16 protein-coding genes and 1 riboswitch are annotated in these 18,017 nt (G+C 41.0%); of the genes, 5 read left to right on the top strand and 11 right to left on the bottom strand.

The features are described from left to right. Nucleotides 1-72: 72 nt before the first annotated feature. Both ACN6MY_RS06895 and iadA read right to left on the bottom strand, forming a co-directional pair. Nucleotides 73-1,341: an MFS transporter gene (locus tag ACN6MY_RS06895; protein ID WP_419883301.1), complete on the bottom strand. Its 1,269-nt coding sequence runs from the start codon at nucleotides 1,339-1,341 to the stop codon at nucleotides 73-75. Nucleotides 1,342-1,513: 172 nt separating this feature from the next. Beyond that, complete coding sequence (iadA, locus tag ACN6MY_RS06890) at nucleotides 1,514-2,692, bottom strand: beta-aspartyl-peptidase (RefSeq protein WP_419883300.1); 1,179 nt, start codon at nucleotides 2,690-2,692, stop codon at nucleotides 1,514-1,516. A gap of 241 nt (nucleotides 2,693-2,933) precedes the next feature. Here iadA and ACN6MY_RS06885 point away from each other — a divergent pair, with 241 nt between their 5' ends. Next, entirely contained in the window at nucleotides 2,934-3,260 is a 327-nt protein-coding gene (locus ACN6MY_RS06885) for an HPr family phosphocarrier protein (protein ID WP_419883299.1), read from the top strand. Nucleotides 3,261-3,412: 152 nt separating this feature from the next. Here ACN6MY_RS06885 and ACN6MY_RS06880 read toward each other — a convergent pair whose 3' ends face one another. After that, the gene (locus ACN6MY_RS06880) at nucleotides 3,413-5,413 is read right to left on the bottom strand and encodes a transglycosylase domain-containing protein (protein WP_419883298.1); all 2,001 of its coding nucleotides are present in this window, start codon (nucleotides 5,411-5,413) and stop codon (nucleotides 3,413-3,415) included. 737 nt (nucleotides 5,414-6,150) lie between these two features. Here ACN6MY_RS06880 and ACN6MY_RS06875 point away from each other — a divergent pair. Next, nucleotides 6,151-6,672, top strand: coding sequence for a universal stress protein (locus ACN6MY_RS06875; RefSeq protein ID WP_419883297.1), 522 nt, complete (start codon nucleotides 6,151-6,153; stop codon nucleotides 6,670-6,672). Nucleotides 6,673-6,772: 100 nt separating this feature from the next. Here the strand turns inward: ACN6MY_RS06875 and ACN6MY_RS06870 are convergent, their stop codons facing one another. The 4 genes from ACN6MY_RS06870 to ACN6MY_RS06855 form a co-directional block, all read right to left on the bottom strand. Further along, on the bottom strand, nucleotides 6,773-7,243 hold the full coding sequence (locus tag ACN6MY_RS06870; protein WP_419883296.1) for a helix-turn-helix transcriptional regulator: 471 nt from the start codon (nucleotides 7,241-7,243) through the stop codon (nucleotides 6,773-6,775). 69 nt (nucleotides 7,244-7,312) lie between these two features. Then, nucleotides 7,313-7,465, bottom strand: coding sequence for a FeoB-associated Cys-rich membrane protein (locus ACN6MY_RS06865; protein WP_419883295.1), 153 nt, complete (start codon nucleotides 7,463-7,465; stop codon nucleotides 7,313-7,315). A 14-nt stretch (nucleotides 7,466-7,479) separates the two neighbouring features. Beyond that, complete coding sequence (gene feoB, locus ACN6MY_RS06860) at nucleotides 7,480-9,477, bottom strand: ferrous iron transport protein B (protein ID WP_419883294.1); 1,998 nt, start codon at nucleotides 9,475-9,477, stop codon at nucleotides 7,480-7,482. Continuing rightward, on the bottom strand, nucleotides 9,474-9,704 hold the full coding sequence (locus tag ACN6MY_RS06855) for a FeoA family protein (protein WP_419883293.1): 231 nt from the start codon (nucleotides 9,702-9,704) through the stop codon (nucleotides 9,474-9,476). The genes feoB and ACN6MY_RS06855 overlap by 4 nt, the downstream gene beginning before the upstream one ends. Nucleotides 9,705-10,395: 691 nt before the next feature. On the opposite strand from ACN6MY_RS06855, the gene ACN6MY_RS06850 reads away from it, so the two are divergent. Next, a complete protein-coding gene (locus tag ACN6MY_RS06850) occupies nucleotides 10,396-11,754 on the top strand; it encodes a M28 family peptidase (protein ID WP_419883292.1) in 1,359 nt (452 codons plus the stop codon). 232 nt (nucleotides 11,755-11,986) lie between these two features. On the opposite strand, the gene thiT is transcribed toward ACN6MY_RS06850, so the two are convergent. Continuing rightward, nucleotides 11,987-12,571: an energy-coupled thiamine transporter ThiT gene (gene thiT / locus ACN6MY_RS06845; protein ID WP_419883291.1), complete on the bottom strand. Its 585-nt coding sequence runs from the start codon at nucleotides 12,569-12,571 to the stop codon at nucleotides 11,987-11,989. 107 nt (nucleotides 12,572-12,678) lie between these two features. Beyond that, a riboswitch (TPP riboswitch) is annotated at nucleotides 12,679-12,781 on the bottom strand. 206 nt (nucleotides 12,782-12,987) lie between these two features. Here thiT and ACN6MY_RS06840 point away from each other — a divergent pair. Together ACN6MY_RS06840 and ACN6MY_RS06835 are read left to right on the top strand one after the other, a co-directional pair. Continuing rightward, entirely contained in the window at nucleotides 12,988-14,130 is a 1,143-nt protein-coding gene (locus tag ACN6MY_RS06840) for a histidine kinase N-terminal domain-containing protein (RefSeq protein WP_419883290.1), read from the top strand. A 491-nt stretch (nucleotides 14,131-14,621) separates the two neighbouring features. Beyond that, complete coding sequence (locus tag ACN6MY_RS06835; RefSeq protein ID WP_419883289.1) at nucleotides 14,622-15,956, top strand: hemolysin family protein; 1,335 nt, start codon at nucleotides 14,622-14,624, stop codon at nucleotides 15,954-15,956. Between the two features lie 97 nt (nucleotides 15,957-16,053). Here ACN6MY_RS06835 and ACN6MY_RS06830 read toward each other — a convergent pair whose 3' ends face one another. The 3 genes from ACN6MY_RS06830 to ACN6MY_RS06820 all read right to left on the bottom strand — a co-directional run bounded on the left by ACN6MY_RS06830 (nucleotide 16,054) and on the right by ACN6MY_RS06820 (nucleotide 17,803). Continuing rightward, nucleotides 16,054-16,674 carry a DedA family protein gene (locus ACN6MY_RS06830; RefSeq protein ID WP_419883288.1) on the bottom strand — a complete coding sequence of 207 codons (621 nt, stop codon included), beginning with the start codon at nucleotides 16,672-16,674 and terminating at the stop codon, nucleotides 16,054-16,056. Between the two features lie 182 nt (nucleotides 16,675-16,856). Next, a complete protein-coding gene (locus ACN6MY_RS06825; protein WP_419884101.1) occupies nucleotides 16,857-17,003 on the bottom strand; it encodes a hypothetical protein in 147 nt (48 codons plus the stop codon). Nucleotides 17,004-17,221: 218 nt separating this feature from the next. After that, nucleotides 17,222-17,803 (bottom strand): YitT family protein, encoded by a 582-nt coding sequence (locus tag ACN6MY_RS06820; RefSeq protein WP_419883287.1) that lies wholly within the window; start codon nucleotides 17,801-17,803, stop codon nucleotides 17,222-17,224. Nucleotides 17,804-18,017 lie beyond the last annotated feature (214 nt).

Below are 18,017 nucleotides of genomic sequence, written 5' to 3'. Positions count from 1 at the left end.
CCGTACTGCACTTTTTAACATTTTTTGCATCAAAAGAAAATCCGTTTCCTTGATCAGGAAACGCAAAGTTTTTCAGGCATGGACTCCGGTTTGTAGTGGAGCATTTTTCTTTATGAACCTTGGCAAGATGATGCTGTAGAATATACCAACTAGGAACAGGCAGGATCCGACAAGCCAGAATAACGATTCAACTGTAATATATTTAGGATAAAAGCCTGCAATTAAAAGCAGGGTAACCGATTGGGCCATCATCATCAGGGGATTGACCCAGCCCTGTACCCTTCCCATCATCTTGGGATCAACAATGCTTGGCATCCATCCACCAATCGCTACATTGATCATTGGAAGAGATAAGGCTACCGCTCCAGAGCTGATTAAATATAGCATAGTGGAAGGAACTAACGCCCCCCATGCTGTTGCTGCCCCAGACAGCAATAAACCGAGCACCAGCATTTTATAAAGCTTCAACTTCTGTGCAAGCATGGAAGCAATTACACTGCCAGCCAGCACGCCTGCTCCAAACACAATTCCGAGAACGATGGAATACTCTTCATAATGATTAGGCTCCAATTTATACTTTAATATGAATACCTGCATAACTGAAAAGGCTCCATTGATAATGCCAAAAACGATGAACCCGCAAATCAGACTGACCAGCAGCTTGTTTTTAAGAATGTATAAAATCCCGACTTTAAAGTCACGCAGCACAAAAGAAAAATTCAAATCCCTCAACGAATGATATCCATTTGGAAGGCGCACTTCCTTGCTTAACCGACAGGACTTAATTAAAAACCCGCTTATAATAAAGCCCAGCACATCAATCAGGATGGCCCCGCGGATGCCAAAGTGCCAATAGCAGAAAATTCCAAGACCAGAGCCAAACAGCATGAACAAGCTTGAAACCATCTGGTTCAGCCCGGCTGCTGTCGTATAATCCTCAGGTGTTAATATCCCCTGAATAATGGCCGATTCTGCAGGAGAGAAAAAATTCCTGACTGCACTTCTTATGAACAACAGTGCGAATGTAAGCGGTATCCATTGAATGATTAATGAAATAATAAACAGCAGCGATATTCCTGCACATATCCAGTCGCAATAAAGCGCTACCTTTTGGCGGTCCAGACGGTCAGCTGCAACACCTACCATGAAGAAAACCGCCAGTGTAGGCAGAGAAAACATCAGCTCCGTTATCGTCGCATAAACCGGCTGATTGGAGTAGCGGTGAAGCAAATAAAACATAAACGCAGTAAGGCCAATCGTACCGCCCATTTGTGATGTAAAGGCGGCAAAGAATAGCTTTGTAAAATTTCTTTCGCGGAATACACTTGCCATTTTATTCATATTAAACCTGCCTCTTCTTTAATTTATTAACATAATTATACAGAAAAGGTTTATTTTAATATATAGCCTGCCGCTGGTTTTTCTCTCCACCCTGAGTCTGAGAAGAATGTCCTCATACAGCACTAGCAGTGGCTTAGATAATACAGCGTGTATTACCTTTCAAAATCAATAACTATTCCTCTTCGAATGTTCCCCTTATCAAGGCTTGGCCATTTTCTACCATCATCTTCCCTTTGGCAAATACAGTTTCAATTTGATATGTCTCTTTCTGCATAAGTAAAACATCTGCATCTTTTCCAGCTTCTATTCTCCCTTTTTGGGAAAGCTTTAAAATATTTGCAGGGTTTTCTGTTACTGCCCGAAAGCTATTCTCTGCTGATACTCCATCTATAAGGATCGCGTCCTTTACAGCTTCATATAAAGACATGCATTTTCCTATACTAAGCCCTGCTAATCTTCCCGTGCTGTCAAAGTCGGGCAGGCTTGCCTGCCCATCAGAGGTAAAGGTCATTCTGCTGATATCCACCCCTGCTTCAAGTGCCAGCTTTAAAGCAGTACTTGCCTTCACTTCTCCATCTTCAATGAATTTTTTGATGGTACTAGTCGTAAAGTCAATATATCCGCCATTTTTCGCATATTTAATTCCTGCATGGAATAGATGATGGTTTCTGTTAATATGCGTCGGATAAAATTGGCTGATTGGCACCTCGGTATTTTCAACGACTTGCTCAATCACTGCAAGATGATCCATACTGTCTCCAACGTGGATATTGACAACTCCCGATTTTCCGGATAATAAGCCTCCAATACGGGCCTCTGAGGAGAGTCTTGCAATTTCCTCCGCTGAAGGCTGTGAGGATCTGTGGTCTGCTATGGCTATTTCCCCTACGCCGATGATTTTATCAATTAGAATTAAATCATCCTCTATTTTTCCCGTTAGCGTTTTAACTGGCACTTGATATGAGCCTGTATGCACATAGCAGGTAATTCCTTCTTCTTCAAGAGCTCTTGCCTTGGCAAGCAGTGCAGGCATGGTTCTTGTCGTTCCATCCGTGCCAATTACTCCAACCAGTGTAGTAATGCCTGCAAGTGTTGCATCTGTCAGCTGAATTTCCGGTGTTCTTGTTTTGTAACCTCCCTCGCCTCCGCCGCCTATAATATGAACATGAGCATCTATAAAACCCGGTACTACAAGCTTTCCTGATGCCTCTATGACTTTTACTTGATCAAAGGATTCTGGAATTTCAATTTCATCTTCTATAAAACCTATTTTATCGGCAACAAGCAGTACATCCTTTTTCCCAATATATTCAGGGGCATATACTTCTCCATTTCTTATTAGCGTAAGCATATTGCATTCACCCTCCAAAGTATCCGCTGTTAAACTTGACTGCCGTTTCCCGGTCCAATCAATAAAGTGAGGAAACCAGCAATTTACTTTTACAAATTTTATTAATAATAATTCACTTTGTTACAATAGCATTTTTTCTACACATCAAAGGTTTTAAAAGATGTGCCCGGGGTAAATATCAACCATAACCTTACAAATTAAGAATTATCATATAAAATACCACTAACAAAAGGAGAAAAACATGATGAGTGAATTGATTTCCACTGAAATTTCATTAAATAAGAAGCTGACCATGAGACAATTAATGGAATTATACCAAATTACCAAAAATTCCGGGAGCACTGCGTATTTCATGTGCAAGCAAAAAATCGTTGATTCTGCCAAGCTTTCAGGTCTCGTATCTTTCATGCTCACACTTAATGAATGTTCGGATATCAAAGTAATCATTGAAGGAGCCAATGTTCAGGAAACTCTTCAAAACATAAAGGATTGCTGCCACTCATCAACTCTTAGGCAAAATGATAAATTTAAATACTTTGCCAATCCCGAACAAACTATACAGATATAATGATATCTGCGAACAACATCTTATGGCTGCCTTTTAAAAATGGCGGCTTCTTTTAATTTCCTGATATAGCTTCCATTCGCATTAACCCTAAAGTTGCTCCGAAAAAAGCCGTGTTGAGAAGCACACGGCTTATTTTTCTGCCTTCAGCAGTGTTATTTCCAGTTGAATATTCTATCCTTCCATTTGTCAAAATTCTTTTTGAGATTTCCGCCTTGTTCCAGCCAGTATTTCCACTTATCCTGCTGTTCTTTTTCCTTTTGCCTCTCTTCAATGAGAGGCCCTATATCCTGTACATTAAAAGATTCGGGATGCTCTTTGGCCAAAGCCTTTGACATGACTTTTTGAAATACAATGGCAGCCCCTTCACTGCTGTGCGTTGTCAGATAATTGCTTGAATCAGTTTTATCACTTCCTGCCCATACAGCACCAACCAATTTCGGCGTGTATCCTACAAACCATTGATCCTTAACGCCAGTGTCCCTGCCATTTATTACTGCCTGGGCAGAGCCTGTCTTACCGGCAATTTCATAACCGGGAACAGCTGCATTCTTTCCTGTCCCGTATTTAACAACGCCAAGTAGCATGCTGGTTATTTTCTCTGCAACCTTTTTTGTTGTCACTTTTGTCTTCTTCTTTGTCCAGTGAGCTATTTCTTTTCCCTCAGAGTTTTCAATTTTGACAATCGTGTGGGCATCTGTCCGTGTACCATTATTGGCGAATGCCGAGTAAGCTTCTGCCATATCCAGCGGAGAAACCCCTTTATCCATCCCTCCCAACGCAAGAGCTAAACTTTTATCCTTTTTATCAAGCGGTATCCCGAACCTTCTGAGAGCATCAACGCCCTTATCAGCTCCTATTTCATTAAGCAGCCAGACAGTAGGGACATTAAGGGATTTCATGGCTGCTTCATACATGGGAACTTGTCCTTCATATTGACCATTAAGGTTGGATGGCTCATAGTTCCCAAATTTCATCTTTTCATCTTTTAACTCACTTGTGATTTCATAACCTTCCTCTAGTGCAGGGGTATAAACAGCGAGCGGCTTCATAGCAGATCCAGGCTGGGCTCTTAGCTGGGAGGCGCGGTTGTATCCCATAAAAACATGTTTTCCCCGTCCCCCTATTAATGCTTCAATGCCGCCCGATTTTGGGTCCATTAATACAGCACTGCTTTGTACGATGCCTTTGTTTGAATGATCCAGAAAATCAAGCTCATTATTATAAACATTTTCGGCATCGGTCTGCATCCCCTGGTCAAGGGCAGTGAAAATCTTGTAACCGCCTCTAAGCAGCTCATCCGTTTTCAAATGATACTTTCCAGCTGCTTCACGAAGGACCTGATTCACATAATAAGGGAATTTCCCCTTTAATGGATCCTTCAGGTTTCGTCCATCAAGTTTTAACCTTTCATTTCTTGCTTGTGAATATTCACCTTTTTTCAGTTTTCCATTGGATTTCATCCTGGATAAAACAAGGTTTCTCCGTGCAATGGTCTTATCCATATGTTTATAGGGGTCAAGGGCTGACGGTGCATTGATCATTCCGGCAAGTGCAGCGCTCTCTGATAAGGTCAATTTTGATGGGTCTTTCCCAAAATAAATTTCTGATGCTTTTTGGATCCCCCACGCTCCATGGCCAAAATATACCTGATTTAAATACATTTCCATAATTTCGCTTTTTTTATATTTTCTTTCTACTTCACGGGCAAGGAAAAATTCCTCCCATTTTCTCTTAAAGGTCCTCTCAGGTTTCAATAGGGATATTTTCACAAGCTGCTGTGTAATGGTACTTCCGCCCTCAACTACACCCCTTGCTTTAATATCTGTTAAGAGAGCCCGCATGATGCCTTGATAATCAATGCCATGATGTTCATAAAAACGGCGGTCTTCAATGGAAATCACGGCATTTTTCATTGATTCTGGAATTTTTTCAATTGGAACGCCTTCAGTTTTATTTGACGTTATCCTGCTTGCAAGCACGCCTTTTTTATCATAAATTTCCGTAGAACGGGCAAGTTTATCATTTAAATTGATTTCCGGCTTGTAAAAGGAAGAAAAACCAACCACCAATATTGCAATAATGCAGAAGACGGTAAGAATACGCGTCCATGCTTTTTTCCTGTATTTTTTTCTGTTTCTTTCGATTCTTTTCATAATGCCTCCCTATTTTTGCGATGGCAAAACCAATTTTAACAGCTTTTAATTCCTTTACCCACTTTTTAGTTCATACACAGTATATATTTTTCCTAATATCATCTAAACTATCTATTTTTCTGCTGCAGCCGTTCATATCGGACAAAAAAAGGCAGCCGCGATTTAAACGGCTGCTTTGCAGGATTCATCTTATGTCATTACAGAATGAAGGGCCTCTGTACTTTTGCCTCTTTTATTTGATTCGATTCCCCGGTGGCGAGTTCCCTGCATAATGTCTCCATATACATATACACTAATTGCCTTGTTTTATGGTCCGTCCCGATGACATCCAAGTGCTGCAGGCATCGTCTTATGGTCGGGTGAACATTGGCATGTAATATTTCAACCACCCCTTTTCACTTCGCTTGCCACAATTATATTGCTTTTTTTCCTATATGTAATGGTACTTTTTTCTCATACTGTTCTAAATGTGTCGGAAAAATCCGATTTTATGCCCATTTACCTTTTAACATTACCCAAAATCCCTTATCTTTTTCATCATTTCCAGGGAACATGGATAATTTCCGTAAAATGGGGTATTAAAAAATTAATCAATAAAATACGAATTTTGGCTTTGCTTAAGCACTTTGCTGATTGCAGCAGAGTCATTAGACTCCGGAAAGTCTGGCATCTAAAGCGGCAATCACCAGGCAAGTCAGGCAGAGCCTAATAAATATTCATGTCAGGAGATGAAAAATATGTCCATTGCTTTTAAACAAATTGTAGTTGCCTATGACGGCAGTGATGAAGGAAAAAGAGCCATCGAATACGGAATTTACTTCAAAGAAAGAATTCCTGAATCCAATCTTACTATTGTCCATGTTTATAATGAAAGAGTAGAGCAAAGAGCCGTGGGGAATCCAGGATCTGCCGGATTAGCAAATGACGGCTATTATATTGATCCGACTCAAATGCATCCTGTGCTGCCGGTAGAGAATAATTTTAACAGAGGTGCTGATACACATCTTGTAGTTTCAAATAGTGTGACAGCGGCAGAAAGCCACCGCTTAAGTATCCTGAGCGAAAACGGCGTTGACGGGAACTTTGAAATACTCGAAGGGAATCCTGTAGAAAGCATCACCAGCTATGCTGAGCGAATTGGTGCTGATGTGATTATAGTCGGAAACAGCGGAAAATCGGGGATTCAAAAATTGTTCACGGGTAGCACCGGGAGCTCCATAATTAAGGATGCATCTTGTCCTGTCCTGATAGCTAAATAGTGCTTAACATCCCCCTATCTAAACTTCTGTTTCCAAAAGGCTCTGCTTTTGACTGGCGGCTGCATCAGCACCATGCAGCCGCCGATTATCTGCATCAAATTCAACTTGGTTTATTCTGCATCCCGTTCACCAGCTCTTGGTACCTTTGTACTGCATCTAGTTTGTCGGCTGTACTGTAAAGCCGGTAATTATCCTCATCCAATATACGGTAATGCTGGCTGATTATATTTTGCTGAAGCACAAATCCGTATTTGGCAGAAACCTCCTTCCACCAGACCTTGCCGCCCATTGTTTTTTCATTTTTAAAAACAGCACCAGCCCTGGCGACCGTTTCAACCGCTTCAAGCGGATCTCCTCCAAAGGAAGACTGTATAACATCGCTTTCGCGAAAAAGCGCACATATGGCAATCACTGCCGTCCAGCCAGCCTGGGTTCTGCCTTTTTCAATTTGAACCAGAGTTTTTTTTGACAGCCCTATTATTTCCGCCATTTTATCCTGTGTATAACCCATTTCCACCCTGACAAGCTTGATCTTGTCCGAGACAATCTCAATAATATCCTGCTTATTCACACTCTCACCGCCTTTTAAGGCCTCTGCCAAGAAATAAAAGCCGCCATGTACTGGCAGCTTAAAACACATTTATTTTTTTAACGGGCCTGTACTGCAATCTGATGAACAAGACTTCTTTAAAGCACAAGCACCGCATTTTCCCTGTTTAGATTTGCTGATGAATTTATACATGGCCCATGATGCATATCCAATGATCAATGCGCCTAAAATGAAATTAATCATGAAGCTGCCTCCTGTCAGAAAAATAATTTTCCTCCTTGATAAATGGCAATCGAAATGATGTAGGCAAGTATTAAAGCATACACAACAGCAAAAAACGTCCATTTCTTAGAGTTGGTTTCTTTGAAGATAGTCGCAGTAGTAGCCAGGCAAGGGATATACAATAAGATAAATGCCATGAAGCTATATGCTGATAGCGGTGTAAAGAAATCACCCAGCAATCCCTGCAGGCGAACATCTCCTGAAGTATGGTAAATGATATTCATCGATGATATAATCGCTTCTTTTGCTAAAAATCCAGTAATCAGCGATGCTCCAGCCTGCCAGGTCCCAAATCCTAATGGTGCCAGCAGGGGAGCGACCGTACCGCCAATCATGGCAAGGAAACTATCATCCATATTCACTCCCCATCCGGACAGGCCGGAATTAGAAAGCAGCCAAATAAAAACGGAGCCTGCAAAAATGAATGTTCCAGCCTTTTTAACAAAGCCTTTTCCCTTATCCCACGTGCTTCTCCAAAGGGCTTTTCCCTGAGGCATGCGATACGGCGGCAGCTCTATTACAAAAAAGGAGCTTTCACCTTTTAAAATGGTGGAAGAAAATATCTTTGCCAGAACAAGTGCGACTGCTATTCCTAGCAAATAAAGCGATAATACGATTAAAGCCTTATTGTGCACAAAGAACGCGCCGGCAAAAAGTGTATAAACGGGCAGCCTGGCCGAGCAGGACATTAAGGGTGTAAGCAGGATAGTCAGCAGCCTTTCCTTAGGCTGTTCAATTGTTCTTGCAGACATGATCCCGGGCACGTTGCATCCAAATCCTATTATCATGGGAATGAATGCTTTTCCGTTCAGCCCGACAGATTCCATCAGCCGGTCCATTACCAGAGCCACCCGTGCCATATAGCCCGAATCCTCAAGGATGGATATAAATAAGAATAAAATAAAGATCTGTGGCACAAATACAAGCACTCCGCCCACACCGGCCACAATTCCATCCAAAATAAGCGATTTAATAAAACCGGATGCACCTGCTGCATTCAGGATCAGGGTAATCGTTTTAGTCAGCGGACCTGACATGAAGGCATCCAGGGCATTGGATAATGGAAAGCCAAACCAGTCAAAAGTCAGCATAAACATGAGATACATGACGCCGCAAAAAATAGGGATGCCAAGGTATTTGTTTGTCACAATCGCATCCACACGATCTGTCAAGGTGAGTGTTTTCGTCTCTTTGCGCTCCATTACTTCATGAATGATTTCTTTTATCTTCTTCTGCCTTGTTTCATATATATAAGATTCAGCGCTTTTCGAATTCCCGGCAGCTATGACTTTTTGATTGATTACAGAAATGAACTCCTCAAGCCATTGATGATCAGCGTATTGCTCAAGATAATGCTTTACATCAGGATTCCCTTCCAGCAGCTGAAGGCACAGCCATCGGACAGATAATCGTGTTTCAGGCAGCTGTTTTCCCAAAAGAACAATGCCTTCCTCGACCGCTTGTCCATAATCAATGAAAGAACTTAAAGGAACCTGCACGTTTTCTTGAACGACTACCTCTGCAAGTTCGTCACACCCTGACCCATTTCTTGCGGTTATCGGAACAACAGGCGATCCCAAAATGGAGCTCAGCTTACCTGCATTAATTTTAATGCCTCGTTTATCAGCAACATCACCCATATTCAAACCAATAACAATAGGCTTTCCATATTCCATGATTTGCATGGTCAAATGAAGGTTTCTTTCTAGCTGGGAGGCATCCAGTATATTCAGCACAGTCCTGCACGTTTCATTCAAAAAGAACTGAGTGACAACACCTTCATCGCGCGAAAGGGGATTGAGAGTATATACGCCTGGCAAATCAATAATCTTTCCGCTTGAATGCTTTAATGTGCCTACCTTTTTTTCTACCGTTACGCCGCTCCAATTTCCTACATATTCATATGAACCAGTTAAGTGGTTGAATAGTGAGGTTTTTCCTGTATTCGGGTTTCCAAGCAGTGCAATGCTCATGCCAATTCCCGCTCTACTTCTATCTCGTTAGCATCTCTGCGCCTGATGGCAACTGATTGCCCATTGCACTCTATCATATAAGGTCCGCCAAATGGCATGATGCATCTAAGGCAAACCTCAGAGCCTTCACAAATCCCTAAATCAAGCAGCCTTCTTCTCACTAGCTGGTTTGTCTTTACCATGCTAAAAACCACTGCTTTTTCCCCTGCCTTTAAGCCTGTTAACATGCTGATCCCCCCAAACAGTGAAAAATGTATCTCAATATATGTTTTTTTAATATGGATTACAGGCAGCCCAACTGGAAGCCTGGTTCTAAAATAGCGCAATGACAGATTATCTTGTCAATTAATGATATGAAAATGATTATCATTTACATTTGATATTTATCATTATATTACATAACAAAAGAAAATAGAAAGAAATATTCTTCTAAAAACTAAAATTACATTTCTTCTTTTTCCAGAAGAGGACTTTCATGTAAATAAGAATGAATTCCGGATGGCTTATATATCTGCTCCAGAGAGATCACAGGTCTTATGTACAGCTAATTAAAGCTGTGACAAACATATAGAAGTCATTGGGATTAGAACGGAACACTATGGTGCCATAAAAGCTTTCATCCTCAGTTGGGTGGTTTTGCTGCACTGGATAATTTGCTATCTTTTCACATTTAAATTAAATCTCTTATACTAGCCATTTAGCCTTATTTTTCTTCAATTGCACCCAAAATGTTTTTTCTCCATTCGGACAAATGCTGCCATTTCCTGCTGGCCTTTTCCCCTATCTTTCCGACCTTTTCCGAGACTATCAAACATTTCTTCCGGAAAATCTGCAAAATTTGCTGAATTAATTAAATTTACAAATATTCTGTCATCTATAATAATTAAGAAGAATTTTATTTAATTGAGGAGGAATTTTATGAAGCGTAAATCTATGGGATTAGCACTCGCTGCAGGACTAGTCCTGACTGGCGGGACCGTACAGGCTACAGCTGCAAAGAAGCCGGTTGTCCATCATGAGCAAACCGTACAAAGCAGCTTCCTTAAGAAACTCAGTGCAGACAGAATGTACAACACCATTGCATTGCTTTCGAAACAGCCCCGTGAAGCTGGAACTGAAGGGGAGCTGAAGGCTGTACATTACATAGAAAATGAGTTTAAGAAGCTTGGCATGAAGACAAAAATTCAGCCTTTCCCTATTTATGACTTTAAAACAAATCACGCATATGCAAAAATTGCCGGCCAGGATATTGAAGAAAAACCGTATGCATTCAGCGGAAGCGGAAGCGGAAAAGTTACTGCCCCACTCGTATATGCAGGCAAAGCAAAGCCAGAAGAAATTGGCGATGTAAAAGGGAAAATCGCACTGGTTGAGCGGGGAGACATTCCTTTCATTGAGAAAATCGCAAATGTTATCGCCAAAGGAGCTGCTGGAGTTATTATGTTTAACAACTCTGCAGAAGGCAATCAATTTGGACAGGCCGGCGAGGGGCAAAATATTCCTGCTGTTGCCATCACACGGTCTTCCGGGCTGAAGATTATAGAGCAGCTAAAAACAGAACAGCTCACTGCGACTCTGGACGTTGATATCCAAAAAATAGAAAAAACCTCCTACAATGTTATCGCCAGCATGAAACCCACTTCCAAAAAGTCAACCGGCCAGGTTATCACCATCGGCTCCCATCACGATTCTGTACACGGCGGACCCGGAGCTAATGATGATGCTTCCGGAGTATCAGCTGTCCTCGAACTGGCAAGAGTACTTTCCAAAGAAAAAACAGATACCGAAATCCGCTTCCTGACATTCGGCTCTGAAGAAAGAGGCCTTGTCGGATCATCCTACTATGCTGCACACCTTCCAAAGACAGATACAGACCGGATGGTAGCGCACTTTCAGATGGACATGATTGGCGGACGTGATGCAGGTAAAGGCAAGCCAGCCGGAGGCTTGATCATGTATACAATTGACGGCAAAAAAAACCTGGTGACAGATCTTGGTGCAAAATACAGCTACCAAATATTCAAAGAAACCATTCCTTACGGTGAATTGGGCCGCAGTGATCACCAGCCGTTCCATGAGCTTGGCATCCCTTCTGCCTTGTTCATTCATTCGCCTGTCGAACCATGGTATCACCAGCCGACAGATACACTGGATAAAATCGATAAAAAGAAATTGCTTCAAGTTGCTAAGATTGTCGGCTCGTCAGCTTATGAAATAGCTGATCCGAAATCGCCCGCCATTGTAAAATATCCATTTGAAGACCGTCCAGTAGATTGACAAAAAGGGGCTCGCCTAAATTTAAGCGAGCCCCTATCTTCTTTTGGGACAGAATCATTGTATATACAGTCATGTGCATGCCCATTACGTAATATATGGGCTGCGTCTATTTCATCTGCTGATTCCCGCTTCAGCCAACAAGCGGAAAAAAACAGGATTTCAGCATTAACAAAAGCACAGTAATATTTCCCGAGGAACATCATTACATGCCGATAAAAAAACCATCACCATACTATGCCTGGTAAGACTTTTTGATCAGTACCTTTGAAGCTCCCGAGTATAACAGCACCACTATAATCGCTGACAGGATAAAGCTTGCCAGCATGTACGTGCCATTGTAAACCAGTGAGTAAACAGCCACATTCTGTCCTTTAGGCGTATATGACGCAAAGAATACAATGCCTGAAGTGAAATGGCACAAAAATCTCAGAAAACTTCCAAGAAGGATGCCGGCTATTCCGTACATTTTCCCCTTGCCGGTATGGCCTTCTTTATAGCTGGTGACAACTTTGTTCATAAATATCCCTGATATTCCCACGAGGGAAAATGCAAGGAAGTAATCAAGAAACCCCTGCACAGGATGAGCAATAACCGGGCTTCCAATAACGATTTGGAGAAGTCCCAAAAGCAGCCCTGTCACAACCCCTCCTTTTACACCCCAGCGGTATGCCATCAGAAAGATCGGGACCATCGCTATGGACACCGAACCTCCTTGAGGCCATATTCTTGAAAAGATAAAACCAGATACTAAATCAAGCAGCAGTGCCAAAGCAGCAAATACAGCCACTTCAACCATAAACAATGTCTTATTTTGCATATTTTTCCTCCTTCTCCCCAGTGAGAAGCTTACAAGAGCCTGCCTGCATGTTTTTTTTGCAAACGCAAAAAAAGCAATACAGGGCGGTAATGGATTCCCTTTATTGCTTTTATCCAAAACCACATCCCTACGCTAGCATTAACTAACAGGTTCATAGGGTCTGAACTCAATCGCTCACTCTCAGCCGTTAGGGCTCCCCTTGTGGATTACTATATTTTTTTATCCTCGAAAGAAATATACTACTTGTTTCAGGAATTTACAAGCACAAAATTTCTGCAGAAACTGACTTTATTCCTTAAAAATATTAAACTGAAGAACATTTTTATCTGTTAAAAAGGGTTTTTTTTCTATACTATAGAATTAGAACTAGGACTAGGACGAAATGATCTTATAATTTACCTTAGTCGGAGGCCATAATGGTGTTTATTAATGAAACATTTATTGACTTTTTAATTTTCTATAAGGAAAGTATTGTTTCAGAATGGAATGAGAGGATCAACATTTCCTCATATGACCCATATATGGAGAATATCGCGGAAAATGTGGAGCGTTTTTTTGATTTAATCATCAAGTCCCTAAGTGAGCCGGAAAACTTGGTGGACGAGTATATTAAAAGCTACTCCCATCTTGTTGCCGGTGAACGTTACAAAGCAAATATACATATTGATGAATTTATTCACAACTGTTCACTGGGCAGATCCATTATTTATTGCCGGCTGACAGAATTGCAAAAATCCCCTGAAGAGCTCTGTAATGTGCTGCTGCGGATCAATGAATGTTTTGACAAGTGCATTTTTTACACGGTTTCACACTATTCAGAGCTAAAAACACAAATTATAGAATCACAGTATAATTTTCTGAGCCAAACCCATAAGGACAGGCTCACCTTGCTCGGGCAGATGACGTCTAGCTTTGTTCATGAATTCAGGAATCCGCTTACTTCAATCATGGGATTTGTTCAGCTTCTGCAGTCAGAGAATACTGAAATCAAATATTTGGATATCATTTCAAAAGAATTGGAACAGCTCAATTATAGGATTACCCAATTTCTGAATTTATCCAAAAAAGAAAGCATGGTATATGAAGCAAAACTCTTTTCTGTGAGTGAATTAGCCCATGAAGTTATTGAGTTCCTGTATCCTGCCATCCTTGAGGTGAATGCTGCCATCTCGGTCAGTATTCCAGACGGGATTTATATCAATGGAGCTAAAGAAGAATTCAGACAGGTTTTCATCAATATCATTCTAAATGCACTGGATGTCATTTCAAGTATCAATTTGCCATCCATAAGCATAACCGCCGCGGAAAACCCTGAAGGCTATCTTACGCTGCATATTGCAAACAATGGTCCGAAAATTCCGGATGACATTATTTCTACTATATTCGAACCATTTACCACCACGAAAAAAACAGGCACAGGACTTGGATTATTTGTCTGCAGGGAAATTATCGAAAAACACAACGGCACATTAAGCTGTACCTCTTCTGCTTCACTGACGACTTTTACCATACATACTCCATGTGTTAAACCAGGATTGGATTATGAAATACATCCATAAAAATCAGCAGTTCCATTGGAGCTGTTTTTTTATGGACGGATTCACCTATATCCTTCCCCCAATCCTGTTCCAAATCGTTTATTCCTGCCTGATTAGGGGTATTTCAAAATAAGAGGCCTTCTATGCCGGGAAACCGTAACCTTTGACTGGTGCATATCTTTTTCCTTATACTAGTTACAAACTAGACAAGCCCTATCCTTCATGAAATAAAATGCGCAGTACAATAGAATAATAAAGCTAGCAGGCAAATAATTTTATTGGCGGTTAAACGGAAGGTTCAAGAGGCCTTGCGGTGAAATCGCGCCGGTTATATCAGCAAGCAGGAATAGCCGAACCTATTTTTATGAGGCCATTTAATATGAACAGCCCTTAAAAAGCAGTACAGCACCACGTATAAATATCATTCATTGCCCCGGGAGGTGACCGGGACAGCTTGTAAAGGAAGTTGAACTGTTATCAGATTCAATTCCCAATGGGCGGTCCCAGCGTTTTTGGACATAATAAACTTACTTTTAGTCGTCTTTTTAATTGCTCTTACAGCTTTTTTTGTAGCTTCTGAATTTGCCATCATCAGGGTTAGAGGATCAAGGATTGATCAATTGGTGGAGGAAGGAAACCCGAAAGCCATGGCAGCCAGAAAGGTGACCACCAATCTGGACGAATACTTATCTGCCACACAGCTCGGAATTACAATTGCGGCCCTTGGCCTTGGCTGGCTGGGGGAACCCACCGTTCAGCACATCCTTGGACCATTGCTTAAGAAAATGGATATTCCGAACAGCATTGTACAAGTCCTCACCTTTCTGATTGCCTTTTCTGTCGTCACTTTCCTTAATGTGGTGATCGGTGAATTGGCTCCGAAAACGGTCGCCATACAAAAATCTGAACAGGTTAGTCTTCTGATTGCAAAACCGCTGATTTTCTTTCACAAAATCATGTTTCCTTTCATTTGGATATTGAACCATTCTTCGCGGGTGGTGACAGGTGCATTCGGGCTCAAGCCTGCTGCAGAAAGTGATATCGCTCACTCTGAAGAAGAATTGCGTATTATATTATCAGACAGCTATAAAAGCGGCGAAATAAACTCATCGGAATTTAAATATGTGAATAATATCTTTGAATTTGATGACAGAATAGCTAAAGAAATCATGGTTCCACGGACTGAAATTGTCAGCCTGGCTAAGGATGACACCATACAGGATTTCATTAACACCGCCAAAGAGGAAAAATTCACCAGATACCCTATCGTTGAAGGTGATAAAGACCATGTTGTCGGGCTTATTAACATTAAAGAAGTATTTTCTGACATTGTAAAAAAGAAAAACATTGCCTCTGAAACACTGGATTCATATATAAGGCCAATTATTAGAGTCATGGAAAACACACCCATTCACGACCTTCTTTTAAAAATGCAAAAAGAAAGAATTCATATGGCTGTCCTTATGGATGAATATGGCGGTACATCCGGTCTTGTAACTGTCGAAGATATACTTGAGGAAATTGTCGGAGATATAAGGGATGAGTTTGACATCGATGAAGTGCCTTCCATCCGGAAAATTAAAGACGGACACTATATCATTGATTCAAAATTACTTGTGAAAGAAGTCAATGACCTCCTTGGCATCCACCTGAACGAGGAAGATGTAGATACTATCGGGGGCTGGATCCTGACAGAAAATTATGATGTTAACATCGGTGATATTATTGAAAGTGACTCGTTCTGCTTTAAGGTACTGGAAATGGAAGACCACTCCATTAAGTTTATCGAAGTAACGAAAAAGGTGGAAAAGCTTCCGCTGCAAGAGGAATATTCGGCTGAATTATAATATTTATCAATAAGAGGAGCAGCCATCACTGGCTGCTCCTTTTTTATCCTAATTATAGCAAGTATTCATGCATAAAAACCCTGCTGGGGATATGCTTTTAATCTTTCTTTTTCCTTGGAACTGTCACAATTGGCGGTGTTCTCTTTTTCTTCCAGACAAAATAAACAGCCGCGATTACAAATGCCAAAATCATGACCGGCAGCACAATTGGAGCAGCTTTTTCTTTAATATCCTTCCAGTTGCTCCCCAATGCCATCCCAAGATACAAAAACAGTACAGTCCATGGGATGAGGGCGGCCACGGTATACAAAGTGAATTTAGCCCAGGACATTTTCGCAATGCCTGCAGGTATGGAGATGGCATGTCTGACAACAGGAATGAAACGTGCAGAGAAAATGACGCCTACTCCATATTTTTCAAACCACCTCTCTGCCATATCGATTTGTTTTTCTTTAATCAATATGTATTTCCCGTATTTTAAAAGAAATGGCCTGCCACCGAAGTAACCAGCCCAATATAAAAACAGCTGGGCAATAGTACCGCCTGCAACGCCAAAGACAGTGGCCAAAAAGAAATTAAGATCTCCCTTGCCAATCAAAAACCCCCCATAGCCAAGAACAAACTCACTAGGAATAATTTCAATCATTAGGCCGAGCATGATTCCAAAATAGCCCAGTCCGGAAAAGAATTCTAATATCTTCATGATAAACTCAGACATAATTAACTCCCTATTCTTTATTGTTTCTCTTTCACAATAAGGCTGCTTCATTTTTTTTGCAAATATTTATATTTTGTCCTTTAATAATACTACTGTCATTTACCTGTTAATATTCACTATCAGCATCCCGTTTTAGCAGACAATAAAAAAGCATACCAATTTATCAGGCATGCTGCTGAATGTTAAAACTCATTAACTTTTTGTTTATCAGTATGAATGCATGAGAGACGGTCCGCAAAAATAGAAGCCTGAAAAGCCAGTAAAGAAGGATCGGACTGAAAGACACTTGAAAAAATTTCATTCCTGGACTTAGTTTTTTCAATTTTCACTCCTTTATTTCTAAATTTCAAAATCAGTTCATTCTCCAATCATCTCACCTCAGTATTTTATTTATGTGTTTACAAACTACATTCCCAGGATCTCACATGTTAAAACATGTAATATTAATTTCGACCAAATCAGTTTCCCTGATAATAGAAAAATATACGCTAATATATTATTCCCTGCTGGTTCCCTCTCATCCTGCTGCAAGACAATTTTTAAGAAATTAGTCCTGCAATTTTCCTGAGACATCCATCATCGTGACCGATGTTAAAAGGCCTACGGTTAATATGGTAAGGCAGGAATACAAGAAAATAGTGATACCCACCAGTCCAAGTCCGCAAATAATCACTGCTCCATCAATGATGAATATAACAACGCCTACATTCACTGCCATTTTACTGGAAATGATTTGTGCCAGCAGGTCAGTTCCTCCCGTACTGACTTCATACCGGAGCATCAATCCTATCCCAAGCCCAATGATGGCTCCCCCTATTACAGCATTGGCAAACAAGGGCAAATCCCAGGGTACCTTCTTACCGGCAAAAAGGTCGATGAATATAGATGAAAACAGCAGCCCATGCAGACTGTTAAAAAAAAGTTTTTTCTCGTTCCGCCAAGCATATAGATAAAGGGGGATGCTTGCCAGGAGCATGCTGAGCCCTGCTGGAAATCCTGAATAATAATTAATCAAAAGACCGATCCCGATCAATCCCCCGTCAAGTAAATGATAAGGAGCCAAAAATAAATTAATCCCGACTGCAAGTAAAGTGCTGCCCGCGATCATTGCACCTATCTTCTCCAGCATATAAATGGTAAGCCTCCCTTGTCCCTCTTTACATGTTATGGCGGTTATTTTTATTTAGTCTAACTCCCTATTCATCTTCGCTATTTTTTGAATACTCTATAACAAACGCACCTGTTATTGCTGATTTTTTATTTTTAGCGGCAGGTCCTGCACCCGTGGGGGGTTTAAAACTTCCTGCTTCTTTGCGCGTAACTCTCATACCTGCAGTGGTGAA

Source organism: Peribacillus sp. B-H-3, assembly GCF_048572925.1.
Taxonomy (GTDB): domain Bacteria; phylum Bacillota; class Bacilli; order Bacillales; family DSM-1321; genus Peribacillus.
This window is presented reverse-complemented; position numbering and strand designations above follow the sequence as displayed.

What these genes read in the sequence shown, in the direction of transcription:
- thiT (WP_419883291.1), bottom strand. Translation starts at nt 12,571, where the DNA reads ATGCAAAATAAGACATTGTTTATGGTTGAAGTGGCTGTATTTGCTGCT.
- ACN6MY_RS06895 (WP_419883301.1), bottom strand. Translation starts at nt 1,341, where the DNA reads ATGAATAAAATGGCAAGTGTATTCCGCGAAAGAAATTTTACAAAGCTA.
- ACN6MY_RS06830 (WP_419883288.1), bottom strand. Translation starts at nt 16,674, where the DNA reads ATGTCTGAGTTTATCATGAAGATATTAGAATTCTTTTCCGGACTGGGC.
- ACN6MY_RS06820 (WP_419883287.1), bottom strand. Translation starts at nt 17,803, where the DNA reads ATGCTGGAGAAGATAGGTGCAATGATCGCGGGCAGCACTTTACTTGCA.
- feoB (WP_419883294.1), bottom strand. Translation starts at nt 9,477, where the DNA reads ATGAGCATTGCACTGCTTGGAAACCCGAATACAGGAAAAACCTCACTA.
- ACN6MY_RS06855 (WP_419883293.1), bottom strand. Translation starts at nt 9,704, where the DNA reads ATGTTAACAGGCTTAAAGGCAGGGGAAAAAGCAGTGGTTTTTAGCATG.
- ACN6MY_RS06885 (WP_419883299.1), top strand. Translation starts at nt 2,934, where the DNA reads ATGATGAGTGAATTGATTTCCACTGAAATTTCATTAAATAAGAAGCTG.
- iadA (WP_419883300.1), bottom strand. Translation starts at nt 2,692, where the DNA reads ATGCTTACGCTAATAAGAAATGGAGAAGTATATGCCCCTGAATATATT.
- ACN6MY_RS06850 (WP_419883292.1), top strand. Translation starts at nt 10,396, where the DNA reads ATGAAGCGTAAATCTATGGGATTAGCACTCGCTGCAGGACTAGTCCTG.
- ACN6MY_RS06840 (WP_419883290.1), top strand. Translation starts at nt 12,988, where the DNA reads ATGGTGTTTATTAATGAAACATTTATTGACTTTTTAATTTTCTATAAG.
- ACN6MY_RS06880 (WP_419883298.1), bottom strand. Translation starts at nt 5,413, where the DNA reads ATGAAAAGAATCGAAAGAAACAGAAAAAAATACAGGAAAAAAGCATGG.
- ACN6MY_RS06865 (WP_419883295.1), bottom strand. Translation starts at nt 7,465, where the DNA reads ATGATTAATTTCATTTTAGGCGCATTGATCATTGGATATGCATCATGG.
- ACN6MY_RS06875 (WP_419883297.1), top strand. Translation starts at nt 6,151, where the DNA reads ATGTCCATTGCTTTTAAACAAATTGTAGTTGCCTATGACGGCAGTGAT.